Raw genomic sequence first — 24,235 nt, forward strand, 5'->3', positions numbered from 1 at the left:
GGGTCGTGGGCTGGCTCAGTATCATTCCTTGAGCACAAACATCCATTCACCTGGACGTAATCCATCGTTCGCTAGTGTTTGCAACGCGTCGCTGTGCTTATCAAAGGTATCCATCACCTCGGTGACATCCCTTGATTTTCCATCACTTGAGACCAGCCAAAGTCGCCAACCGAGGTCTCTCTGGCGATATTCCAACGCGCGCCGTCTTTCATTGTCAGACACGAAGAACCTGCCGCTCTTCAATTGAGCGACTCGTTTGACCTCGACCTGCAGAAAGCGTCTGTCACGTGGAACCAGCACATCGAATCCGGCGTTACCGACGTAATCGGCGACGTGAAGCAAGCTGCGCATTTGCTCTTCGCGGGTTATCTGTGTCGCGCGCCGCTGACCTTCATCCCCAAGAAAGAGCAGAGACACCGCCAATGCCTGGTGAAAGCCTTCCGGGTCCTCTTTGAGCCAGCGCATGGCTTCAGGTACGCAATGGTCCAGAACGGCCTCCTCGGCCCGTAATCCACCTGTCGCTTTGCGCCGGGCATCACGAATGAAATGATCCTCATCCTGAGGTCCATCGCGGGCAATCATACTGACGCTCGTTGCACTGAACGATTTCAAGCCCAACTTATCAAGAGCTTTGGGCAGCGCACTCAGGACCAACTTCCCGCTCGCAAATGCCAGAGCATCCTCTGAGGGCGCCTGGTCCTGGGGCTCAATATCCAACCGACGATGCAAGATTACCTGGGGATCGAAATCCATCATTTTCAGATGTTCGACCTCATCTGGACGCGCAATTTTGATCTGTTCGCTCAATCGCTCCAGCAACCCCTCTGTCCATTGCTCGCGGTGCTTCTCAGCCGCGGCAGCCAGTGCTGACAAGCGATCGGCCATATCCAGCTTTATCGCATTGGCGCCAGCAAAATCCACAATGGGACAGAGTTTAGTTATCCCGCCCAATGCCGCCGTTACGTCATCCTCCGAAATACTTCTGGCACTCAAAAAAGTCTGAGGCTTGACCACCATGCCAGGAAATGGGTCGTGCTGCAGCGTCCCTATGCGTTCCAATACTTCACGAACGGAAGCGACCCACCGTAACCGCTCCTCGGCGGTCAGCACCAAGGCGTCGAGTCGCAGTTTAAGTTCGGCAACTTCCTGGTCGGAAATACCGTATTCACGCCGGAAGCGCTGGACCGCTCCCGACACGCGCCCATCTTCGTCAACCGAACCCGAAGCACTGCTCCAGGCGTGCAGTCCATCCTTGAACAGTGCTCCGAAAGCCCGCTTTTCTGATAACAACTGACTCAGGGGGTGTGCGCATTCGATGAGGGGTAGATGGGAACCATCGAACCAGAGTTCGTGCGCCCCCTCCGGAGCGACGTATTCAAAGACATCACCGACCGAATCTTTGCCCAGACACCCGATCTTCCCATCAAAGGACCACTCGATCCATACGTCGTCGTGGTGCGTGATAATCAGCCTGGCAAAGTTCTCCAATGCCTTGCTGGCATCGAAATCGTTATACGCCGCGCTGGCAGCCGCCATTAGATCCGGTATGGCTAGGTGCAACCTGCTGCGAAGCATCGAGGCCAGATAGTCATTGCTATCGCCCTGCTTGCTGACTTTTGTGGTAACCGGAGTGAAGTTTTTCAAACCATAGTCGGTGGCCTTCTGTTTGCTCAATTTTCTGACAACCCATAACTTGATGTCGTTGAACGACAACAACGCTGTAGGGTTTTCGCCGGTGTCGTGCCAGATACCGGCCGCCGCAGAACCCCATGCTAGGCCCTGTTGACGCCCCGCTTCGCCAATGACCCGATAGAGTAAAGGTGGCGTCAGGTTTTCGTGCTTGAAGGACAGATCAACCAGGTTCCGATACAACTCGCATAAGTCGCGGTTCGCCATCGAGTCAAGGGTGTGCGGTTCAATGCCCTCCAAACGTTCAAAAGCGGCGCGCACACGCTCAGCGCTATTGGCTTCCAGCGCATTGGCAATCCCCAACTGCATGTACCAGGTCGCGTCACAGGCTCGATCCGCCTCCAGTCGCGGCAAAAGCCTGGTCGTGAAACCGCGACTGGCCAGTTGGCGCCATAAATCCAACGGCGCATACGGACCATGACCTGTCACGCCATCGTGGATCAAGATACTGTCACTGCACTGCAGCCAACGGCATCGCTCAAGGGCCGCCAATAGATGGCGCCCTTCTTCATGTACCAGGAAGCCGGAAAACAATGGCCAGCAAGCGATGAGATCCGTCATCGTCTCGACTGACAACTCATCGGGTAGCACGACCGTTTGAGGGTCAGATAAAGGAATAGGCCCGATCCCTAGCAGCAGACAGACATCATCGACCGAGGGCAATGACTCTATGTCACTCACTACCTCGGCTAGCCAGCGTTCATCTAGTTGCGGCCATGGGCCGTTGGTTCGTGCACAAGTTTTCGCTGCGTGCCAACTTCCGTCCAAAACTTTTACCATAAGGCCGGCCAGACTCTCCCCTGGGTTGACCGAAGTTTCCTTGCCCACAAAGCGCCAGGCCGCGCCGACACCGCGCTCTTTCGCACGGCGCAGCAGGGAGCCGACACCGCCTGTGCCTTCATGGCTGGCCAAGCCTACGGCGGCGCTAATTAGCGCGACATGGTCGTCTTCGCTCTCACCAGGACGCAGGTGCGCGATTATCTCCGGTCTCTCAAACTCAATCAGACCCTGCTGCGCCAGAGACATATCCAGTCCAGGGGTGAACGTCGTGACAAACGTACGTTGGCGCATAATCGCTGGCGCCAATTCGTTTTGGGTTTCACGGCCAGAACTACGGTAGTAGATGCGATCGGCATCATGGCCGCGCCGCTGCCCTTGTGCGCCAGGAACCAAAGGTTGCGCCCGGGAGACGGATACCGTCGCCGCCAACTCTTCGCTGACAATCGGAATGACCCCGGCGCCGCTGGCTTGAATCCGTTCTATCAAGTACAAACGATGCTTTGAAAGCTGACCGCGACCCAAGTTTCGGTAGGCGTAATCAGCCCAGGCTTCGAGCGCTTCGAACAGCTGCCGATAACGCCCGACGGGCCATGTCCGCTGCGATGGGAAGCTCAAACGAACCATCGCTTCAAACACCTCGCCATTTCCTTTCCAGAACAGCGAAGCCACTTCACGTTTCAAGTGGGGGCAAGTACAAGCATGCGGATTGGCATACTCCCAGAATGTTTCGGCCAGACAGACCTGTGGCGTTTGCCAGAGCTCGACAATGCACTCAGCGGCCAGTCGAACCAACGTGGCATTCCACCCAGCCGGATCAGTCGCTGGGAGCGAGCCATCCAGCTTTCGCAGCGTCAGGTGACGGCGAGAATTGCTGAGGTAAAAATCACCATGAATCTGAACACCAAAACCAGCAGGCTGCTCGGTGGGCAGGTAGGACCAATATCTAGAGTGGTTAGGGTCATTGGGCGCCAGCACCCGTAAGTCTGCGACGTCCAGATCCAACCCAGTGCTCACGCGCACCTCGTCGGGAAACGCCATCTGCCGCTGAGCCATTGCCAGGTAGTCTTTATCCCCAATGACGTGGGTGATGTCCTGCCCCGCGACACTCAGGGTAATCCGCAAGCCAGGTACTGCTCGTTGCTGCAGAAAGGCGAGCGGTCCACGACACAACTCCGCGATGGACTCCTCGATGCTGGCAATGACCTCAGGCTTGCTGATGCCCTGCAACCGGATCAGCGTGACATGCTCCAAATGGAACTGCGGCTCGGCGGACAGCATCAACGGCACGTAAAAACTGGCCGCATCCTGGTTAATCCAGCCATCCACGGCAGCATCGAACCGAGCGGGATGTTGCAAATACATACCCCACCAGCCGCCGTTTTCAGCACGGCTCCACACCTCAACCTGGCATCCCGCCCCGAACACTGAGCGAAAACCGACGCCTTTATTCCCGATGCTTTGCGCGGCCGACTTGCTGCTTGAGTGCATACTCAGCAATGCCTGAAAGTCGGAACGCCGCCCCTCCAGACCTTGCGTCGTGACCGCCCTGCCATCGTTGGCAACCTCCAGTACCCGTTGCTCCTGATCCCAACGAATCAGAATGTTCCCGGTCGCACGATCAAGGGCGTTCTGCAATAGCTCGTAGACGACCCGACCCGAATAGTCCTGCACGACCGCTTTTTCCGACCCCAGATCCCGGAGCCGAGAACTCTCCGGGAGCTGCCGATGCTCTTCAAGGTGCGCCTGTAGCATTGCTTGCACTTGAGCGGGATCACGAGGTAGTCCCGACGTGCTCGTCATCACTGGATCCCTTTGGCCAACTCAGCCTTCAAGTGCAGCGCCAGCCCACTCAGGCGCTGCACGTTCCTGCTAACCGCCCCTTCAAATACGCCTGCACTGGCCTCGACCAGGCTGAACCATTTTTTAGCGCGAGTGATACCGGTGTATAGCAACTCCTTCGTCAGCACAGGGTTAAGCGCATCAGGCAACACCAAGGCGGTGTGGTTGAACTCCGAGCCCTGGGATTTGTGTACCGTCATGGCGTAGACCGTCTCGACTTCAACCAGACGGCTAGGTAATACGAAGCGCACTCCGCCAGTGCCATCATTGCGCGGGAACGCGACTCGCAGGTGAGTACTGCCGGGGTCACTGGCGTCTGGTGTTGGCAGGCTGAGCGCGATACCAATGTCGCCGTTCATCAATCCCAGGCTGTAGTCGTTGCGGGTGACCAGCACCGGTCGACCTTCATACCAACCATGGTCGTTGGTGATCAGGCCTTGAAGCTTGAGCTCGCCTGCAACCCGCTGATTCAATCCTTCGACGCCCCATGGGCCACGGCGTAACGCGCAGAGCAGACGGAATTCGTCGAACGCGACCAGAATCTTGCCGGCCCAGAGTTCCCACACGTCACTGTCCCAAGCGGTCCCGGGTACAGGCCGCTGGCTGCGAAGCTGTTCTAGATAGTGGCGATAGCCCGGTGGCGCTTTATCCCCGCCAGGATGACCTTCTACGATCAGTCGCGTTAACGAACTGTCCTGCTCGCCACGCAGTTTGAGGTTGAAGAGTTGCTCGGGCGGTTGCTCTAGCAGCTTTCGGGCTTCGCCCGCATTCTTTTCGTTGACCAGTCGCGCCAGGCGGCCGATACCTTGGTTGGCATCGAAGCGCCGCGAATAGCGCAGCATGACGGTTTGCTGAGCGAGCGGATCGCCTGGTGCCTCCTCAGCTTTCAATCCTGGGGCATCAACTGTCTCGCCGGTGTTGGTGCTGAGCCAGGTGCTGGTTTCAGAGGTATAACGACCGGCTTCAGCATCTCTGCAAAGATCGCCGAGGACAGCGCCAGCATCCACTGAGGCCAGTTGGTCTTTGTCACCGAGCATAATGAGCCGCGCTTGCAGCGGTAGTGCGTCGAGCAGGCACGCCATCATTTCCAGATCGATCATCGAGGCTTCATCGACCACCAGCACGTCCAGCGCCAGGAGATTGTCCTGGTGATGAATGAAGTTACGCGAGTCGGGCCGGCTGCCCAGCAGGCGATGCAACGTAGACACTTCGATGGGAATCGCCTGACGCACGTCATCGGTCACCTGCAGCTCGATAACGGCCTTGCCGATCGACTCTGACAAACGCGCAGCAGCCTTGCCTGTAGGCGCGGCCAGTCGGATACGCAAGGGCTTGCCTGCATGAACAGCCGGGGTTTGTAGCAGCCCCAAAAGACGTACCACCGAAGTGGTCTTGCCGGTACCGGGACCGCCAGTGATCACACTGAAATTACCGCGGGCGGCCAGAGCACAGGCCAGTTTTTGCCAGTCAGTAAAACGCTTGCCGTTGATCTCGAAGGGCTGTGGAAACAACTCGTCGAGCCGTTTGGACAAGTTGTCAGGAGTGATTGGCGCCTGAGTTAAACGAAGGCAAAGGGCTTTGGCGATATGTTGTTCGTAGTTCCAATAGCGGCGCAGGTACAGACGCTGACCGGCCAGCACCAGAGGACGCTCGGGATAACGCAACGAAGTGTCGCGATCTTCCACCAACGCGCTACCCGCCAAGGCCGCACGCCAATGGGTGGCATCAATGCCGCTCAGCCACTGCGAGGGTAACTGGCCGCCCTCCTCACCCTCCGGCGGCAGCGACAGAACGAAATCCGGCGCTTGCAGTGTGGCTACCAAATCGAGGCAGGAGTGTCCCCGTCCCAGCTGATGGCTGGTCATGGCGGCGGCCAGCAAAACACTGGGTTGAGCCTGTGGATCCTGCTCCAGCACGAAGGCCGCGAATGAGCGGTCCAGGGCTCGCAGCCAGCCGCGGCCGACCCATGATTCCAATTGTCGCAGCAGATCACTGCTACTGGCCTGCACCACACTAATGGCAGGTGCGTCAGTACCGCGCTGGCTGTCGCTGAGTTGTTTGAGGGTCACGCTCATACTGCCACCTCCGTGTGCTGGCCCATGAAAAGTTGGTCCATCTGCTCGATCAGTTCGCGCGGAGGCCGTTCGAAGTGCACGCCCTGGGTCTCGGACTGATGCCCGCGGACGAACAGGTAAACCGCACCGCCCATATGTCGGTCGTAGTCATAGCCACGCAAACGTAGTTTGAGTTGGCGGTGCAGCGCCAGCAGATAGAGACATGACTGCAAGTCGTAACGTTTGCCAAGCATGGTCTCGACCATTGAGTCGGGGTTGTAGTTTTCATCGCTGCGGCCCAACCAGTTGGATTTGTAGTCAGCTACGTAGTAGCGACCCTGATGTTCGAAAGTCAGGTCGATAAAGCCTTTGAACATACCGTTCAGTTGCCCCGGCGCCAGTACAGGTCGCGGCTGACCATTTAATGTGTACTCGCACACCAACTTGTCGAGTTGCCGGACATTGACCAACTGGCTGGAAAACCAGAACTCCATCTCCACCTGATAGGTGCTCAATTCCGCGAGGCTAACGGTATTGCCGTCAAAGCGCAGTGGTGTCTGCAAGTAGGAAGTAAGCCACCCTGAAAGCGGCTCGATCCAGATTTCCCAGTCGCGCAAATTGCAGCGGCGAGCGACGGTGCTTTGGATCGTTTCGGGTTTGTTCAAGACCTTGGCGAAGCCTTCCTTGCCGGCCCATTCAAACAGCCCATGAAGGAATGTGCCGGGGCCGGCGCCACGAGGAAAGCCGTGAATACCAGGGCCCGCCGGTAAGACATCGATTGAATCGTTGATGGCCTGCCCCTCTTCCTTGAGATTAGCTTCGATTGCTGTGGCGGGTTCTAGCCACGGCCCCGATTCCGCGCCCATCAACTGGTTGCCATCCGCAATGGACAAGGCCGAGTAACTAGCGATCCACCAGTTTGAGGCCGGTTTGTGGAGAGGCTGCAGCGCTGGGCCGAGATCTGGTTTTTGCGGCGGTTGGTAGCACGCCATAGTCACTTCGGGTGAGCCTTCGCAGACGATGTGTTCGCAAGTGCCTTTGAGGGCTTGCAACAGTGAATCCAATTGCGCGGCGGTGATTTCATCTCCACCGGACAGCAGATAGCCGAGCCCTCCCTTGGAGAGATCAGTCTTCTTACCATTTGACCGCCCCAAAGGGGCGATCCCCAGCCAGGTGGCATATCGGGCCCGAGTCAATGCGACGTAAAGCAAGCGCATTTCTTCACTCAGACGCTCGTCGTTCGCCTTTTCATAGGCCTCCTCGGCCACATCGGATTTACCCAGGTCGATGCACAGCTCGCCGTCATCCTCAGCGTGAAACATCGGCGGCGACTTGCTGCGACCACTGAGTTCCGTCGCACTGCAGATGAAGGGCAGCAACACCAGTGGGTACTCCAGGCCTTTGGACTTGTGCACAGTGACGACCTTGATAAGATCAGCATCGCTTTCAAGGCGCAGGATCTCTTCTTCATTGGACGCTTGCAGTTGCTCGGCCAAATGACGGATAAGTGCGTTCTCACCGTCCAACTCAGTGGCGCTGCGTTGTAGCCATTCAGCCAAGTGCAGCAAGTTAGTCAGGCTGCGCTCACCACCGGTTTCCCGCAGCAGACGTGCTGGAACCTTGAAGTCCGCCAACAGCCTGCGAAGCATCGGCAGCACACCTTGTTGTTGCCAAAGCTGGCGATACTCACGAAAACTCTGTACTTGCTCTTCCCAGTGCAGCTCATTGTGATTGAGCTGCTCCAGGGCTTGCCAATCCAGGCCTATGCTGCGCGTCGCCAACGCGGCACGCAGCAAGCGATCAACCGAAGGTTCCGCGCAAGCACGTAAAACGTAGAGCAGGTCGCGCGCTTCCTCGCTGTCGAACACCGAGTCGCGATCAGATAGATATACGCTGGCCAAATTACGCTGGGCCAGCGACTTGCGGATGACTTCGGCTTCGGTTCGGTTGCGCACCAGGATGGCAATATCGGCAGGGCGCAATGACGTGAAACGACCATCGGACTGACGCAATCCTGCCTGCTGCGGACCGCTCGGCTCAAGCCAGGCTTGAATTGCCGAGGCAGCGGCGTCGGCCATCCCGCGGCGATAGGTGTCGGCATTGACCATATCGCCCTCACCCGCCAGGCTCCACAGCGTCAATGCCGTTTGCCGTTGTTCGCCGACTTCCAGATAGTCTTCTCGACCTTTGGCATCTACGCGATGAAACGGCACAGGATTCGATAGGCCCTTTTTTGCGAAGCGGAAAGCTGCGCGCTCATGCCCCTCAGCAAACTCGAAGCAACGGTTGGTTGCCGTAACCATCGCCTCGGTGGAACGGTAGTTGGTACCCAGAGTGTAATGACGTCCGGAGGTCGCTTCGCGAGCGCGCAGATAGGTGTAGATGTCCGCACCACGAAACGCATAAATCGCCTGTTTCGGATCACCGATCATGAACAATCCACTGTCTTCAGCACTTTCAGAGATGCGGTAGACGGTCTCAAAAATCCGGTACTGAACTGGGTCGGTATCTTGGAATTCGTCGATCAGTGCAATCGGGTACTGCTCGCGAATGATCGTCGCTAGACGCTCACCCGAAGGGCCCTGAAGAGCCGCGTCAAGCCTGTTGAGAAGGTCATCGAATCCTATTTCGGCACGGCGTAGTTTTTCGGTATCGAAGCGCTCGCTGATTTCAGCCAACGCGTGCAGCAGCAATTGGGCACGGATGTTCTGCTTGGCCGCCTGGTGGTCGATCAGAGCGTCGATTGCCTGAAACGCTTCATGCTGAGAAGGTTGTGCTCCGCCTGTCAGCACGAAGCGGGTCTGGCCGAACTTGCTCAGATTTTTCGGTGCCTCCTGCCCCAAGCTCCAGTGCTCGAGAGCCGCCAGCCAGCCATTGAACACTGGATCTTCTTTGACCTTACGGTAACTGTTCCCATTGAACTTACCTCGCATACCCTGCAACAGCGTTTCGATCGCCTGCCGATCCTTGCGCCAGGCACTGCGAGCCGCATGCTCCAGGGTACTAGCGCTAGCATTCCAGTCGGCAGGGGCCTTGAGAAGAACTCCCAAGGCTCCCGGAGCTGGTAGATCTTTACCACCATGCATAAAGTTCGCATCGCGCCGCGCCAGCAAGGATGACAGCGCCTCACCCAGCGTCTTCGGCCCTTTGAAATACTCCGCGATGACCTTCGCCTCGCTGATCGATAAGCCGTAGAAATGTCGCCGCCAATAGTCCCTCACTACCTCGGCCAACAATTCGCTCTGATTGGTTTCCAGGGTCTGGGTGAATAGGCTTCCGCTGTCGAACGCATGCTCACGCAACATCCGATAACACCAGCCATGGATGGTCGAAACAGCAGCTTCGTCCATCCACTCACCGGCGAGTTGCAAGCGACGAGCGCACTCCGGCCATTGATCCGCCGGATAGTCAGCCCGCAATAGTTCAAGCAATGAATCGTGCTTTTTCAGCGGTTCGCCGAAGCAGTGCGCCGCCTCGCTGAGGCGCAACCGAATACGATCGCGCAGCTCTTGCGTAGCGGCATCAGTGAAGGTCACCACCAGAATTTCCGGCGGATTGAGCGGGCGCTGGAATGCGCTCTCGCCACCGTGCCCCAGCACCAGGCGCACATATAACAAAGCGATGGTGAACGTCTTGCCGGTACCGGCACTGGCTTCAATCAGTCGGCTACCATGCAGAGGGAAGGTCAGGGCTTCAAGGTTTAACGGGGTCATTGGTCGCTCCCTGCGTTAGAAGATGGAAGGTGTCTGAACAGCGGGCCATAGAGCCGCTCGGCAAAAACAGTGAATCGCCCGTCGGCGGACAGTGCATCGAAGTCCGAATAAGCACGACGCAAGGCCGCGGAACTCTCCACCTCACCAGTGCTCATATAGCCGCCCTCGAAGGCTCCGCGAGCCTCTTCCAAGGCTTTAGCCTCGTCACCGTTCGCTTTGGTTAACCAGGCGAAAGCGGTCTTGCAACCTACCGGCAAGGGTTGGCACATACCTTCGCCCCACAGCTGCAGTAAGGTCTGCAAATGCTCTTGAGCTGTGGACTTTTCCAGCGCGGGAAAAACAACATCACCGTTGAGACTGACCAGAATCGTGGTGCAAGGCTCAGCGCCCAGCTGCAAAGCCAAGTGCCGTACCCACGGTCGAACAAGGTTGTGCCATCGATAACTGTCATCAGTGCACAGCTTTTTGCTATCCAGTTGCACATACGCCAGCTGTCCTTGAGCGTTTCGGCGCATGCCACCCAGCCAGTCGGTAAACCCCGGAGACGTGTCCGTCGGCTCGCACTTCATCTCGACTTGCCCAGGCTCTAACTGACTCCACTCCTGGAGCCTAGCGTGGTAACGAGCGAGCAGGTCTGGAAGCGGGTCGGACAGTTTGGCCGCGCTCAGCGATCCGAATCCTGCCAGAGGTAACTTACCCTCCCGCTGCAGGCGTTGAACGTGATGATCCAGTTCAGTGATCGTCTGCTCAGGCTGGTACTTTTCTTCCACCCAACGCTTAAGCGCCTGGCTCAATGCATCCTGATGCTGCCAGTTTTCCAGCGCATCGAGCTCGAACGGTTCTTCGTCACGGCTCGTCAGTTCATCACTATCGAAGTGCACTTTAAGGCGCTGCTGGAAGAAGGCCGCTACCGGATCACGCAGGAAACCTGACAACTGTCGCAGGCTCAGCGCAATGTCCTGCTGCAACGGCGTAAGCTCGATCGTCGCCTGAGCGTCATCAGCGACGGCATGAACCTCGCGCCACTCGTGAGAATAGGTAAATAGGCCGTCAGGGCCAGGTAAGTGGGCGAAGTAAGAAGGGCTGAACGGCTGCAGCGGGTGGTCCAGCGTTAAGGCTTTGTTCAACGCTCGCGAATCATCCGGGTTGCCGTTCAACCTCCAGCCAGCAGACAGATGATCACGCAACTGCCCGATCAGCACCGATGGCACCCGCTCGCTGTTATCGCGAATATTGCGCCCCACCCAGCTGACGTACAGCTGCTCTCTGGCCGACAACACAGCCTCTAGCAACAGGTAGCGATCATCCTCCCGTCGTGAGCGGTCGCCGGGACGATAATCGTGACGCATCAAGTCGAAGTCGACATGCGACTGTTGGCGGGGGTAATCACCGTCGTTCATACCCAACAGGCAGACCACCTTGAAGGGGATCGCCCGCATAGGCATCAACGTGCAAAAATTCACGGCACCTGCCAGAAAGCGCTGGGACAGGCCGCCTTGATCCATGCCCACCAACCAGGTTTCGTGGACGACACTCAGCGGCACTGGCTCATCGAACTGAGCCTGATCACAGGTTTTCAACCAGTCCTCGAGCAACCTCAACAACTGATTGACGAGCAATTCGTCCGCCTCATCCACAGGCAGAAAGAAAACCTTGAGTAGCGATTGCAGCCGCTCGACCCAGAGCTTGGGCGGGGCGGGCTGTTGCAGGTCGATCCGGGCAATTTCCAGATGATCGAGCAGTGTCAGCAGCGGCCCTGCCAGTGCTGCCTCCAGACCGGAGACCTCGTCATAGGGTTCGATCCCATCGAGAGCAGGACCTTTGCCAGCCGCATAGCCCAGCAGCATGCGCCGCAGGCCGAAACGCCAGGTGTTCTGTTCAAGCCCAGCGGGCATGTCCAGACTTTCGCGCTGAGCGCCGTCCAATCCCCAGCGGATGCCGGAGCCTTCAATCCAGCGATGCAGAATCGGCAGATCAGCCTCGGCCACCCCGAAACGAGCCCGAAGCGCCGGGACATCCAGCAAATCGAGAATATCGCTGACGGCAAAACGGCTTTGCGGCAGCTTGAGCAGATGCTCCAAGGCGATCAGCAATGGCTCGCGACCGCGCTGCCCCTGGTCGGCTAACGTGAACGGAATATAGCGTGGATCCTGGTACGGCATCTGGCCAAAGACCGCTTCGATATGCGGTGCATAGGCATTGATGTCCGGCACCATGATAATCACGTCACGCGGGCTGAGCTCTGGGTTGGCACTGAAGCGCGCGAGGAGCTGATCATGGAGAATTTCCACTTCACGCTGAGCGCTGTGGGCGACATGGAACCGGATGGAGCGATCGGTTTCGGGCAGCACCTGTGCCCAATTCTCCCGGGATTCACCGAGGGAACGAAGCTCGAGAATATCGTCTTGCAGCTGCGCCAGCAGAGTGGGCGCTTCCTCTTCACTGAACAGATCGATTCGCCCACCGTTAACATCGTCAAACAGGTGCCTGTAGCTGGAGGGGTCATCGTAGCTGTCGAGCAGGTTAATGTAGTCACGCCCCTGCTTGCCCCAGGCCGCCAATAAAGGCTGACTCTGCTGATGAAGCGGATCGGTACCCGAGACAGAGCCGGAGACCTTGTGCTGCTGACGCTTGTACTGGTGAACTAACAAGTCCTTGTCCGCGACGATATCGATCCAGTGATGACGACAAGGGTTGTGGACGCAGAGCAAGACCTGGCTGAAGCGCGAGAGCATGGCCAAGGCTTCAAGGACTTGTGCGGGCATCGACGAAATACCGAATATCACTACCCTACGCGGTAATCCCACAGGGGCTTGCCCAACGACCTGCGAACGGGAAATAAAGCGTTTGTGCACTCCCGCGCGGCTTTGTTCGAGAGCCCCCTCGCCCACGTCAGCCAGTAACTCCCGCCATAGTTCGGCCTGCCAGAGGTTGTCGGTATTCAGAGGGCGTGGCGCACCATTGATCTGCCGGAGCTGATCACGACCGGCCGCCCAGTCCTCCAACCAGTCGGCGCGGTAGACCTGGTATTGATCGAACAGATCGGCCAGACGCTCCGCCAGTTGATGACGCTTGCGCAGGTCATCGTCCTGCTCCAGGAAACGCTGCAGGCTTTGGAAGTTTGGCTTGGCTAGCAGATCAGGCAGCAACCGCATCAGACGCCAATTCAGCGGTGTCTTGTCGAGCGGAGAGTTCTCGGGTGTGGAATCAGCGCCCAGCACTGAACGATAGGCTTGCCACAAAAAGCTTGCCGGCAACTGCACATCCAGCGCAGCGGCAATTCCGCAACCGCCCGCTTGAGTGTCTTCGGCTAAGGCCAGCTTGAGCCATTGCGCGATGCCGTTGCTATGTACCAGCACCACCTCGTTTTCCAGGGGAGCCAGTGGATAACGTTGCATCCAGCTCACGGCTAGGGCACGCAAATCATCAAGTCGGTTACTGTGGATAATCATGAAGCCGGGTTTCAACACGTCAGCGTCCTGCATGAAATCACTCCTTCAAATTTAGAAATGCCGCGCCAAAGGCGCTGAATGCCAAAATGCCAGTACTGTAAGTCGAATACTTCAGGGATAACAGCGTCGTGATCTGTGACTTCAGAACCTGAACTTGCCCAAATCCCGCTGTTGGGCGCACGCTGGTTGATGCGCCGAAACGACGCGTAGCGATGACCAACGGCAATGGCCTGTCTGAATCAAAATCTTGATACAGGGCGTCCTACAGGAAAGGCCATATGTGCGTATTGGCAGACGATATGTCGCTAAATACGACATGGGAATAGTGGGCGGATGTACAGGTCAAGTTTTGGAGCAGGTAAAGATGATAAAACCTGAAAAAGGTGCGCCAGACACGGAAAATGGCAACCGTTACGTGCGCTTTGTTGACAGTTTACGAGGCAGAAGCCAAATGCCATCATCTAGACCTATCGAGAGGGCTGCAGGCCCTTTGGCTCATTAAGGAGATACAGACATATGGACAATTCTTTCTACCCAACTGCAAAACGGTCAAAAAAACCATCCCTGTTTTTAGCCATCGATATGTGGGGGATCGAGGGGGAATATGCCGATGGGAATTGGCACGGCCTTATCCATGAGTTTGCACATAATTGGAGCGCGGCCCATCCGCAGCAGGATACCGCTACGCTTTGGTCGAGCGTTCAACCTTGCGCGTTGTACAATAACGGGAATTCATGCTACCTGGCTGGTAGTTCGAAACTACCTGATGGTTTTTTCTCGCAACTTGAATCGCATCTGCGTGCACGGATCGGTAGTCACGCGCGTATTGGGGGCGAGATCCTGGTTGATGCAGAGGAATGGAGGGTGTATCTGCACTTCGAGAATGGGTGTGTGTGGGAAAAGTACAATGGCTACGAGTGGCGCGAGCTTGCCGTCCAGACCGGGGGATAAGCCAATGAACCGCCCGTGAGCTGGGCTAGATCACTTCTCTATTGGCCGTGGTGAGCTGCAGAAAAATGCCTCGCAGCATCCAATTACGGAAAGTAATAGAACAGAACGAGCCGACCTTTCGCATGAAAACCATTAACGATAACAACCGAAAAATTCACTCTGCCGCACAGGTCGTCGATGAACTTGGCATTGCCCCACAGACCTTGGTTGATCTTGCCTCGAAGCTGAAATGCATCTTCTTAATAGAGATCCCCGACAACACAGAAGTCCATCTGACTTGGCCTAAACCAAGGCGCCTAGCGGCCGATTTCCTCGGACCAACGAAATGCAGCTTCCCCCGAGCTAATGACGAGTCTGTAATAATCAGCCCAGAGATAGAGTTGCTGTGCCTTACAGCATCTGATTGCGACTCAATCCTTCAAACAGGAGCACTTCGAAAAAAGGAATTTTTAGGTGTCGCTAGGTTCAATAAGAACGCGGGCGTTATCCACTTAAGCTCAATTAGTTATGCACAGCAGTATTTGATGGCCAAAGAGGTCACTCCCTACCTTCTTGGTTCTTTTTTCACACGCATTCCACAGAACGTAACTAACGCTAGCAACCAAGCATCGCCCGCACCGGAAAAATCAATCATCATTAGGTTTGACGACATATTTATCAGCACCGAAAATTTCCAAGCAATTTTGAAAGAATTGAACAACAAACCACCTTCTTTCGAAAAGCTCGAGACAGAGGACTGGATATCAACAATGTTGGCGCAACTGAACAAAGCGTCCACTCATTTCATATCAGGTGAATTGAGCAACGTTGAGAAATCAAAACTACGTGATGAAATCAGAAAATGGTTTGTTCATAAATGGCCGAAAGGAGGCGATGATTTATTAGATCAAGCCGTGAACGTCATATTGCCTGACAGCCTCTACAAGCACTCACCACATCGAGATACAGTCAGCGAGCTCGTGAAGCTCAAATACAACCGCTATGCGTCCACAGCCCTAATACTCATCAATGAAAAAGCCGAAACGTGCTGGCAAATAAAGCAATCAAGCGCACATAAGAAATATCCAAAGAGAAATACCATCAAGGACGAACTTAAGGATGATTGGAAATTTTCAGTCAAGCTCGCTAATGCCGCAGCAACAATAATTCGGCCCGACAAAGAGAAATGAGAGCCCCAGACCGGGGCCATGTAGAAAATATCTTGAGGATAATGGACGTCCAACCTAGTTAAGTCTTGTCCCTACACGACTACACTTCTTGGCCTCCCTCGCTTCACGCCCTTAGCTTTTGGCATATTCCCTCTAAAGAAAGACCTGCCACAACCTGACGAAAACCTCAACCAATAATCAGTCTTCACCAGATACATTACAACCACAGCTTTCAAATTTGAAACAAGATTTTTATCAAACCAGTTCATCACCCCTATCCCTAGAAACCGGTACGACCCTTTCTTATTATTGCAATTGAAATATCGCCCTTTCCCTTTCGTTATTTCCTGCCGCCAATGTTCTCCAATCAACTTGGCTAAAATGATGTCCTCGCGATAATCTGCTCCGTTATAAAAAACTAACAGATGGAAGTGAAACCCCTTGAGGTGCCCGTACTCCAGCTTACAAGCAAACCCCAGCATTCCCTTTATCGGACTACCTTTGTGCAAGTCCCCCTGTAGCTTGGCCCAGTCCTCCCTTACCTGAGTCAGATACTTCTTCAAATCTTTACGCTCTCTAAAAAACCCAGTCTCGTACCACAGATCCAAGCGGATAACCACCATCCTAGAATGCTTTGCAAACAAAGCGTCAATATACTGTTCAATACTCCTAGCTCGTTTATTTTCAGCGTTAACAAATTTCTTTACTATTTTTTTAAACTCACTACCGGCAGCCTCCTTCCTAAGGTCTTCGACCAAGCAGTTCATAACTGACACCTCCTTCGGAACCTCCGAAGGTGAAATCTTAGCGGTAGATGAAAGTAGTAACAGACTATCGAATTTTTCAGCACACTCAAATAGTATTGCCACATAAGGATTCAGGTCACACAGAGGAAAATAACAATGAAACTCCCCTGACCCATTTTTTAAAGCCATCAACAACTGCTTACCCAAAGGTGTTGCCTGGAACGCAAGACCACTGCGCTTATGCACAACAGAAGAGAATAGTTGTTCTCTACTACTCAGCACTTGTACTACAACTGGCTCAATCTGCTTTAGCTTTTCGAGTAAGGTTTGCTCCTCTGTCAACACCTCGTATACAATCTCTCCAGATGAGTCTGGAGAGTAATCATCTAAGTCATCCGAATACATCACCCTAACCTCAGCTACTACCAACAGCAAGATAAAGTCACACCTATTGCAACCCAGTGCCTCCAACAGATTTACCGAAAACACAGTGATAGTTAAGTACTATCAAGACAACCATATCCACTTTCGCAACCCTACCTATAATCCTGTATTGTAGCCCACCAACCTTTCACTCAATAACAGCCCTTACAATCTATCTCTCTTTATAATTAAATAAGACTACATAACTAACCAATTTGAAAAACAATCTATAACGCCAGGATTGACCACAAAATTCCGCAAAACACACCGTTACATTTAAAATAAGTTAGTAGTCAAAAACATCAACGAACATTCAAGACTAAATCTTATTATATTGCGGCATATTTGGTAGTGGCTGGTGGTGCAGAAACCATGGCATCACATCCACACATGCAGAACGCCCGACGTCACAGAATGAAATGCGCCCATTTCTGCAAAGAACCTCCAAAGCACGATCTAAGCGATTCTTCTCACGCAGTTTATTCGGACAGTGCTGACGAATATAGTTTTTACGGACTAAACGTTCACCGGTGTTCCGGACACGGTCCAACCAGTTATCCAACTCATCTGCATCCAAGCACTCTTGCGGAGGAGGCATGAAAAGTTTGAGAAAATCATTCGAACTCGAACGACAAAAATCAATAGCGGTATCCAGCGTGTTTAATGCGATATCTCCGTCGAGTTTCTCGAAGCAATGAAGCAAGGCGGCTACTCTGGCGATGTTGTCGGCCAGCTTTGACGCGTGATCACCCGCACCTTCAAATTGGCCACCTGGACGAATTGCCTGCTCAATGTCATTAAAAAGTTTATGCCAGCGGTCAGCGGCTTCTGAGGTGAACTTTATTACCTGCTTTTCTCGTGCGGGCTCTTGCAGTAAAACTACATTCTGCTGAAGCAGTTCGGTCATACGCTCGACGAAATAGCCACGATGCTCCCATGACTGCGTTCCATTGAGGCGCACGCGGTAGCCCTGTGTCGACTGCGGATGACAGACCAAGAAGCGGGCCCACAACCCAACGCCACGGGATGCTTCGCCGCGACGCTTAATGTAATCGCTGACAGCACTCTCTTGCGCCATGATCGAGACCGTCAGGCGTGCCCCGTTCAGTACAAAGCTCTTGGCAGTCTTACGGTCAACAGTAATGGAGTCACCACTCCAGATGGAGTTCATCTTTGATAGATCGTTAAATGCCCGTCCACCCAGAACCCCACCGCCTTCGCTGGATGTCAACCCAGCCGTTGGCAGATTTTCGTGTAGCCCCAGAAACAGGGCTTCAGAAGTGGAGTCTTCATAAAGGAGTTTAAATGCCTTAGGCTCAACGGGTTGATTTGCTTGGTGCACCAATAACTGCTGCTCATCGTCTTGGGTCGGCTGTCCTTGTCCAGCCTTTTTGTTGATGCCTTTCAGAATTGCCTTACGTCGAGTCGACCAGATATCGTGCTGAACTTGCCACTGCTGCACTTGGCTTTGGTAAATGAGGCTTTGCTGTTGTTGGAAGTCGCGCACCGGACCTAGAAAAACATTTTCCACCGTGGATTTGCGCTCCCCCGAGTTGGCTATAGCCAGTAACATCAATGAGGTGGGCACTACTTGACCATTGGGTTTACGGACATCAATCAGTCCCTGTACCACAACAGCAATCGCTGTCAGCGCACTCATGAAAATGAGCGCACGAGGAGCCATTATATTGTTTTGAGCCTCATCGACTGCCGATTGCAGTAGAGGCAGTGGCATATGAAACGACTGAGATAATACATCCACAGCCGACTGATGGTTAAAGTTTATATCAAAGTTCATTATGGCGCTCTACGCTACTGAAGCATTACGCTTACCTACCTTGCGGCTAACTTTCACAAACAAGTCAGGGCTATTAGAGCGAGACGAATTCACGCATTGTTCAAGCCATGCATTTATTTCTGCATCAACCCAACGCACCGCCCCATTACCAAGGGGAACTTGAGTTGGAAAGTTCGGATCGTACTGTGTCGATTTTGAATCAAGTTTGCCGTAAATGGTGGAACGGGACAGTCCCGTACGTTCGATCACTTGCTTCAAGCGAAGCATAACCAGGACGGGGGGAAGTTGAGTGAGCATCTGTTTGTACTCCTTAGGATTGACTGGCGCTCATCCTAGGAAACGAACCAAAAAAACTGAACTCCGTTAGCGTAACGATTGCTAACGTTAGGAGCTGGCTACGGACACAAACCTGACGCAAGCCCCGTTATAGTGGGCCTTTCGGCAGTATTTAGGGACCGAGGAAGCTGAGCGTGACAGGGTGGCGTAACGCCCCTATCTGGCAGGACCGAGACCGACGCTAAGAGCGGAAACAGTGACGGATGCTCGTCACGCTACTGCTATTTTTGCTACTCGTAGCAGAAATAGCAGGAAACTCTGAACGCCTCCTCCTGAAATATTCTCCCTCCGTTACCGTAACGCATCATCTCCAGGACCAGAAGTGCTCTCCACTTTATGCCTGAGTGAGTTCAAAGCGCAGAGCATTGTGCTTGTGTTACAGGGTCACAATTTAATACCCAATACTTGCTAAAACGTGGATGGCGTAACACTTCGATACAGCCCCGCAGACTCGATATAAAGCATGGTTCAAGCCTCGCAACTAAAAAACCACTCAAAATATTTTCAGACCTATATCACCTACATGAACGCTCAACCATGAGCGAATCATTAATCGTTTGCGCGTGAAATCAAAAAGGAACTTCTGTATGTCCAACCTATGCCCTAACTGCAACTCCGACCGAGTGGTCACAAAAAATATTGGAAGAAAAGCGGGGGGAGTCATCGGCTCTGTGAGTGGCGCGGCTAGTGGAGCCGCTGGAGCCTTATCAGGCGCAGAAGTAGGCGCGACCCTTGGTATCGCCGGTGGGCCCGTTGGCATCGCCATCGGAAGCATTGCTGGAGCTATTTTCGGCGGACTGTTTGGCGGAGCCGCAGGCGGCATTGCTGGGGCGGCGATTGGCGAACAAGTTGATGAAAAGGTCTTGGATAACTACCAGTGCCTGCACTGCGGTTACACGTTCAGTACCAAAAACTAAGTAACAAATGCCGGGCGCTGTTCCGCACCAGAACGGCGCCACCATCCATTATTAAGCAGGAATCACCATGGCCCACTTCATTGAGCAAATGGCTTACGTTGGCGCTACTCCCTGGCATGGCCTGGGCAGTCAGCTCTCCCCCAATCAACCGCTGGAAACCTGGGAGCGCGAAGCCGGTATGAACTGGCAGATTCAGGAAAGCCCCGTCTATTTCAAGGCAGACGCCATCGGCAATGTCGGAACCATTCACTCCTTCCCAGAACAGAAGGTACTCTATCGCTCCGACACCAAGATCCCGCTGTCTGTTGTATCTCAGCGCTACCAAATCGTACAACCACGTGAAGTGTTAGAGTTTTACCGGGACCTCACCGAAGTGTCGGGTTTCGAGTTGGAGACCGCTGGCGTACTGAAGGGCGGACGTAAGTTCTGGGCCTTGGCCAAGACCGGCCAGACGACCACCTTGAAAGGCAACGATCAGGTTGATGGCTATCTACTGCTGGCCACGTCCTGCGACGGATCGCTGGCCACCACAGCCACTCCTACCTCCGTCCGCGTGGTCTGCAACAACACACTAACCATCGCTTTGGACAGCACCACCCGCGCAATTAAGGTTCCGCATAACACCCGCTTCGATCCAACATCCGTGAAGAAGCAGCTGGGTATCGCAGTCTCGCAATGGGACGAGTTCATGCACAGAATGCGTATGCTGGCCGAGCGAAATGTCCAGGAGCATGAGGCAATGGGCTTCTTCCGAAATGTGCTGTGCGACACACAGCACAATAGCCCTACACCCGACGTCCTACCGAATGAACGAGCCCTTCGCAAGGTGCAAATTCTGTATGAAGGAGAAGGTCGTGGAGCGACTTTGGAGTCTGCTCGTGGAACGGCCTGGGGCCTGCTCAACGCCGTGACGGAATACGTCGACCACGAGCGACGCGCTAGAAGCACGGAATACCGAATGGACTCGGCCTGGTTTGGCCAAGGAGCCGCTATAAAACAACGTGCTCTCGAAAAAGCACTTCAATTCGTCGCCTGACAGACTCCCTCTGCAAATAGAACGTCCAGGCAGCTTCTGCTGACAGGACGTTTTTATGCTCGACTGGAAAACACCATGGAAACTCAAGCACTAAAGATATATACCCGCTAACGCTCGACAACCTTACGTACCATCTACACCAGAGAGTGGCCTCGTGAGACTGGCTGGCGGTACGTAAGCGTGGCATTGGCAGTTTTTATGCCGCAGTCGTCGGAGGTGTTACCAGCGCAAGTCTCTGCTCACTATTACTCGCCAAACCGAACATGACCCAACCTCGGGTACAATTTGGCCGAAACCATAGAAAAGACTCCCCCATGAAACTCCTCAACACCTACGACGACCGTGACAATGCCAAAGAGGCTGCCGAAAAGCTGACCGGCGAAAAGCGTCTTGCTAGCGAGCGTGATGCCACCGTGGTCATATACAACCTATTTGGCATCCCCAGCTGGGGCAATTTCCACCGTCTGGGCATGTACAATCTGGCAGAGCTGAAAACCCTGCTGCCGCGCCGTGCCAACTGGCAAGCTGCCGAGCTTGCTCGGCATATTGAGATCATCGCTACGCTGACAACCGTAGCAAAAAACTACGGGATTGAAGTGCCAGAACATTGGCTGTAGGTCAGAGCGTCAAGCTCCTTCACGCAAGGCAATGAACTGGCTATGCGGACCTTCGGTGCGCAGTTCAATATGAGAGCTGCCAGATGCCAGAAAAGCCAGGGAACCTTCAAGGTTAAATGGGAACAACACAGGCGTCGTTTGCACAGAACTCAGAGCAAGAGGTTTTCCGAGGCAACGCAAGACTGCCTCGATCAACCAGGTGACCAGATGCGGATCATCAACAAGGATTGCCGGTCGGCGCAGCAGACGTCGCCCTTTTTCAATACGCTCAATGACGCCCCAATCCTCTTGGGTTTGCAGTACAGCTTGACCGGCACGCCGGGTGATTTCACGTTCACCATATACTTCGTTCATCCGACGATGAACCTCCGCAGCTGAGCAGTCATCCTGCAAAGCTGTCAGTCGGCCGACCTGTTCAGCGAGTTTGGCGAAAAACGGATAGCTAGCCAACGCCATCCCCCATGTCAGCGCAACTGCTGACACGCCAGGAGCAGTCTTTAGAATCGCGGCACCACGATCTGCAAAGTCAAGAAGCTCCGCTCTGGGAGCAAGCCACAGGCCATTCAGCTTGGTTCGTGTTTTACCCAGAGCCTCCTTTCCCAAGTTAGCAGTGGCTAGGAAGGCATCAAGTTCATCGACACTTGCCAAGCCAGCACGAGCCTTCAAGGCGGCCGCAGCCCATTCGAGCCGGATGTAGCGGTCAAAACCAATGAGTGGTGCAGGCGTGGTCATGGAGCTCAACTTGCACGAAAGATTTTTACAAAAGGCACGATCAGTTCCTCCACCGAAATGCCGCCGTGAACAACCAGTTGCTCCCCCTGAGAGACAAACGCTGTGCGTTCGGCAGCAAATATAGGCAGGAAGCTTTCTGGTAGGCCCGGTATTTTAAGCTCAACTGCAGTCGAGCAGGTAGCTAATGCCTGGTCGCGAAGAGTTCCATTGCGATAAGCTCGTGCCCGCTCGCCACGCAGGTCAGGCAAGGCCCCTTCATTGAGGCGACCAGCACCCACAGCCTCGACGTTACCGTGATCCGCTGTCAGGTAAACGTGGTAGCCATGGCTCAACAATATTTCGAGCAGTTGCTCAACAAAGCCTGTCTCACACCAGTTTGTGATCTGGCTAGCGATACCACGCTTGCCCAGTACCGCGCCATGCACGATTTCATCCACAGTATCAATCACCAAACCCGCGACCTTGATTATTGAGTTTGAGAGCTTATCAGCCAGCTCCGGCAAGTCGTCCACCCGCTTGATGCTCTTGCGATAAAGCACCTCGTTTACCCGCAGATTTTCGCCCTGCCAGAAAGTATTCCAGAGCGTAGGCTCTTTACTGGTGTGCTCAATCGACCCTTCAAATTCACGAGGCCGCAACCCAGAGAACAGCGCCTGACGCGATACTGAGGTCAGCGTCGGTAGCCAGGCGAAGCTAGTGCTCTCGTCGTAGGCAAGATGGGGTGCGCACTTGGCTAGGTGCTCACGGATATGCACCCACTGATCGACGGCCAAGCCATCGAATACCAATAGTGCTACACGTGCCTCGCCATCATTCCTACGCCTGGCCAAGTAATGTGGAACATGGTGAACCATGACCGGCCCCTTTACGGCAGGCAAAGACGGCAAGTCGGCAAAATGCTGTTTGACCCAAACCAATAAACGTTGATCAATCAGTCGCTGAAGCTCTTCAATCTGATAGCGAATATCGTTGGCGTGTTCAATTTCCAATCCATGGAAACGAGCCAACAACTCGCCAAAGCGTCGTGCAAACTGACCCCAGTCCCGATAGCTAGCATCTGGCGCCGGCAGGCCTTCCTCCAAGTTCTTCGCGCCATCGACAATCAGGTTGCGCATGGCGAAGGGGTCTTTCACCATACCAATTAGTGCCCACTCAGGGACCCCGCTAACCCCACCGCTGACCTCCAATGGGTGCAGGGAGCCATCCAGAAACAACGAATCGATCACAGCCCGTATCTGCGGACGATCGAAGGGAACACTGATGGCTCGCTCACGTTGCGCGGGCGCTTCAGCCACACGCATGTCGATCACTCCTAAATCACGCAGATAGCGATACCACGCATCCTGTAATACCCGCAGAAAATAGCTGCGCGAACTAAACAACTCAGTCAGTGGCAAGTGACGGAATTCCGGCTCCTGTGTCAGGATATGCGCCATATGCAACGCCAGATCCTCCGGCAGCTCAATTTCGCCATAGTGCAGATTCAATAGTTTGACCCAAAGATCCTCAAGACCAGACAACAAATGCGGGCTGATCTTGTAAATATGGGTCAGTAAAAAGTCCCTGGTCGCACTCTCCCCCAGTGTCTGCTTGGCAAACCTGTCTTGGGCAGCAAATAACACCTGAAGATGCTCGGTAGCCAGATAACGCACTACGTTGTAGCTAAGCCGTGGAAACAGTTCAGCCAGAGTCAAGCGTACGGTCTTCGCCTGATTGAGGTAATCCCATGGCAACTCACCGCTTTCAGAACTAGCCAGGTGCAGGATCAAGGCCTTGGCCGGACCTTGCTCTCCACGATCCCAAGCTTCGCGGTAACGCGATTCGAACTCGGTACGGAACATCACCGAGTCCTCGAACGGCAGCAGATCGAACCCTCGCTCGCGTAACTCCATTAGCACCTGCTCATCGAGTAGGACATCATCTGGATCAGCGGCAACCCACAGGCGCGCCACATCTTCAGGAAACTCTTTGAGAATCCGCTCAATCCATGTATTCAAAGCTGGA

General features: G+C 54.4%; 14 protein-coding genes. 5 read left to right on the top strand and 9 right to left on the bottom strand.

What is annotated here, in order from left to right; genetic code table 11:
- Window positions 1-21 precede the first annotated feature (21 nt).
- The 4 genes from FQ182_RS23690 to recC are packed head-to-tail and all read right to left on the bottom strand — an operon-like array spanning window position 22 to window position 13,560.
- The gene (locus tag FQ182_RS23690) at window positions 22-4,269 is read right to left on the bottom strand and encodes a sacsin N-terminal ATP-binding-like domain-containing protein (protein ID WP_149414087.1); all 4,248 of its coding nucleotides are present in this window, start codon (window positions 4,267-4,269) and stop codon (window positions 22-24) included.
- Window positions 4,269-6,383 (bottom strand): exodeoxyribonuclease V subunit alpha, encoded by a 2,115-nt coding sequence (recD, locus tag FQ182_RS23695; RefSeq protein WP_149414086.1) that lies wholly within the window; start codon window positions 6,381-6,383, stop codon window positions 4,269-4,271. The genes FQ182_RS23690 and recD overlap by 1 nt, the downstream gene beginning before the upstream one ends.
- Window positions 6,380-10,075, bottom strand: coding sequence for an exodeoxyribonuclease V subunit beta (gene recB / locus FQ182_RS23700; RefSeq protein WP_149414085.1), 3,696 nt, complete (start codon window positions 10,073-10,075; stop codon window positions 6,380-6,382). Before recB ends, recD begins: the two co-directional genes overlap by 4 nt.
- Complete coding sequence (gene recC, locus FQ182_RS23705) at window positions 10,072-13,560, bottom strand: exodeoxyribonuclease V subunit gamma (RefSeq protein WP_149414084.1); 3,489 nt, start codon at window positions 13,558-13,560, stop codon at window positions 10,072-10,074. The genes recB and recC overlap by 4 nt, the downstream gene beginning before the upstream one ends.
- A 483-nt stretch (window positions 13,561-14,043) precedes the next feature.
- Here recC and FQ182_RS23710 point away from each other — a divergent pair, with 483 nt between their 5' ends.
- Together FQ182_RS23710 and FQ182_RS23715 are read left to right on the top strand one after the other, a co-directional pair.
- Window positions 14,044-14,478, top strand: coding sequence for a hypothetical protein (locus tag FQ182_RS23710; RefSeq protein WP_149414083.1), 435 nt, complete (start codon window positions 14,044-14,046; stop codon window positions 14,476-14,478).
- Between the two features lie 122 nt (window positions 14,479-14,600).
- Complete coding sequence (locus tag FQ182_RS23715; RefSeq protein WP_149414082.1) at window positions 14,601-15,647, top strand: hypothetical protein; 1,047 nt, start codon at window positions 14,601-14,603, stop codon at window positions 15,645-15,647.
- 71 nt (window positions 15,648-15,718) lie between these two features.
- On the opposite strand, the gene FQ182_RS23720 is transcribed toward FQ182_RS23715, so the two are convergent.
- The 3 genes from FQ182_RS23720 to FQ182_RS23730 form a co-directional block, all read right to left on the bottom strand.
- Window positions 15,719-16,777: an inovirus-type Gp2 protein gene (locus tag FQ182_RS23720; RefSeq protein WP_149414081.1), complete on the bottom strand. Its 1,059-nt coding sequence runs from the start codon at window positions 16,775-16,777 to the stop codon at window positions 15,719-15,721.
- A 337-nt stretch (window positions 16,778-17,114) separates the two neighbouring features.
- On the bottom strand, window positions 17,115-18,593 hold the full coding sequence (locus FQ182_RS23725) for a YfjI family protein (protein ID WP_149414080.1): 1,479 nt from the start codon (window positions 18,591-18,593) through the stop codon (window positions 17,115-17,117).
- Between the two features lie 9 nt (window positions 18,594-18,602).
- A complete protein-coding gene (locus tag FQ182_RS23730; protein ID WP_256666328.1) occupies window positions 18,603-18,890 on the bottom strand; it encodes an AlpA family transcriptional regulator in 288 nt (95 codons plus the stop codon).
- A 626-nt stretch (window positions 18,891-19,516) separates the two neighbouring features.
- On the opposite strand from FQ182_RS23730, the gene FQ182_RS23735 reads away from it, so the two are divergent.
- The 3 genes from FQ182_RS23735 (at window position 19,517) to FQ182_RS23745 (ending at window position 21,499) form a co-directional block, all read left to right on the top strand.
- Window positions 19,517-19,846 carry a hypothetical protein gene (locus FQ182_RS23735; RefSeq protein ID WP_149414079.1) on the top strand — a complete coding sequence of 110 codons (330 nt, stop codon included), beginning with the start codon at window positions 19,517-19,519 and terminating at the stop codon, window positions 19,844-19,846.
- 67 nt (window positions 19,847-19,913) lie between these two features.
- Window positions 19,914-20,882, top strand: a complete 969-nt coding sequence (locus FQ182_RS23740; protein WP_149414078.1) for a DUF932 domain-containing protein — start codon at window positions 19,914-19,916, stop codon at window positions 20,880-20,882.
- Window positions 20,883-21,196: 314 nt separating this feature from the next.
- The gene (locus tag FQ182_RS23745; RefSeq protein ID WP_149414077.1) at window positions 21,197-21,499 is read left to right on the top strand and encodes a hypothetical protein; all 303 of its coding nucleotides are present in this window, start codon (window positions 21,197-21,199) and stop codon (window positions 21,497-21,499) included.
- A 9-nt stretch (window positions 21,500-21,508) separates the two neighbouring features.
- On the opposite strand, the gene FQ182_RS23750 is transcribed toward FQ182_RS23745, so the two are convergent.
- Together FQ182_RS23750 and pglZ are read right to left on the bottom strand one after the other, a co-directional pair.
- Window positions 21,509-22,231, bottom strand: a complete 723-nt coding sequence (locus FQ182_RS23750) for a hypothetical protein (RefSeq protein WP_149414076.1) — start codon at window positions 22,229-22,231, stop codon at window positions 21,509-21,511.
- A 5-nt stretch (window positions 22,232-22,236) separates the two neighbouring features.
- Window positions 22,237-24,228, bottom strand: coding sequence for a BREX-3 system phosphatase PglZ (gene pglZ / locus FQ182_RS23755; RefSeq protein WP_149414075.1), 1,992 nt, complete (start codon window positions 24,226-24,228; stop codon window positions 22,237-22,239).
- Between the last annotated feature and the right edge of the window lie 7 nt (window positions 24,229-24,235).

The organism is Pseudomonas sp. ANT_H4 (assembly GCF_008369295.1).
In the GTDB taxonomy this organism is placed as follows: domain Bacteria; phylum Pseudomonadota; class Gammaproteobacteria; order Pseudomonadales; family Pseudomonadaceae; genus Aquipseudomonas.

Bases quoted from the DNA above. Each gene is read 5' to 3' on its own strand.
- FQ182_RS23690 (WP_149414087.1), bottom strand. From the start codon at position 4,269: ATGACGAGCACGTCGGGACTACCTCGTGATCCCGCTCAAGTGCAAGCA.
- recD (WP_149414086.1), bottom strand. From the start codon at position 6,383: ATGAGCGTGACCCTCAAACAACTCAGCGACAGCCAGCGCGGTACTGAC.
- recB (WP_149414085.1), bottom strand. From the start codon at position 10,075: ATGACCCCGTTAAACCTTGAAGCCCTGACCTTCCCTCTGCATGGTAGC.
- recC (WP_149414084.1), bottom strand. From the start codon at position 13,560: ATGCAGGACGCTGACGTGTTGAAACCCGGCTTCATGATTATCCACAGT.
- FQ182_RS23710 (WP_149414083.1), top strand. From the start codon at position 14,044: ATGGACAATTCTTTCTACCCAACTGCAAAACGGTCAAAAAAACCATCC.
- FQ182_RS23715 (WP_149414082.1), top strand. From the start codon at position 14,601: ATGAAAACCATTAACGATAACAACCGAAAAATTCACTCTGCCGCACAG.
- FQ182_RS23720 (WP_149414081.1), bottom strand. From the start codon at position 16,777: ATGTATTCGGATGACTTAGATGATTACTCTCCAGACTCATCTGGAGAG.
- FQ182_RS23725 (WP_149414080.1), bottom strand. From the start codon at position 18,593: ATGAACTTTGATATAAACTTTAACCATCAGTCGGCTGTGGATGTATTA.
- FQ182_RS23730 (WP_256666328.1), bottom strand. From the start codon at position 18,890: ATGCTCACTCAACTTCCCCCCGTCCTGGTTATGCTTCGCTTGAAGCAA.
- FQ182_RS23735 (WP_149414079.1), top strand. From the start codon at position 19,517: ATGTCCAACCTATGCCCTAACTGCAACTCCGACCGAGTGGTCACAAAA.
- FQ182_RS23740 (WP_149414078.1), top strand. From the start codon at position 19,914: ATGGCCCACTTCATTGAGCAAATGGCTTACGTTGGCGCTACTCCCTGG.
- FQ182_RS23745 (WP_149414077.1), top strand. From the start codon at position 21,197: ATGAAACTCCTCAACACCTACGACGACCGTGACAATGCCAAAGAGGCT.
- FQ182_RS23750 (WP_149414076.1), bottom strand. From the start codon at position 22,231: ATGACCACGCCTGCACCACTCATTGGTTTTGACCGCTACATCCGGCTC.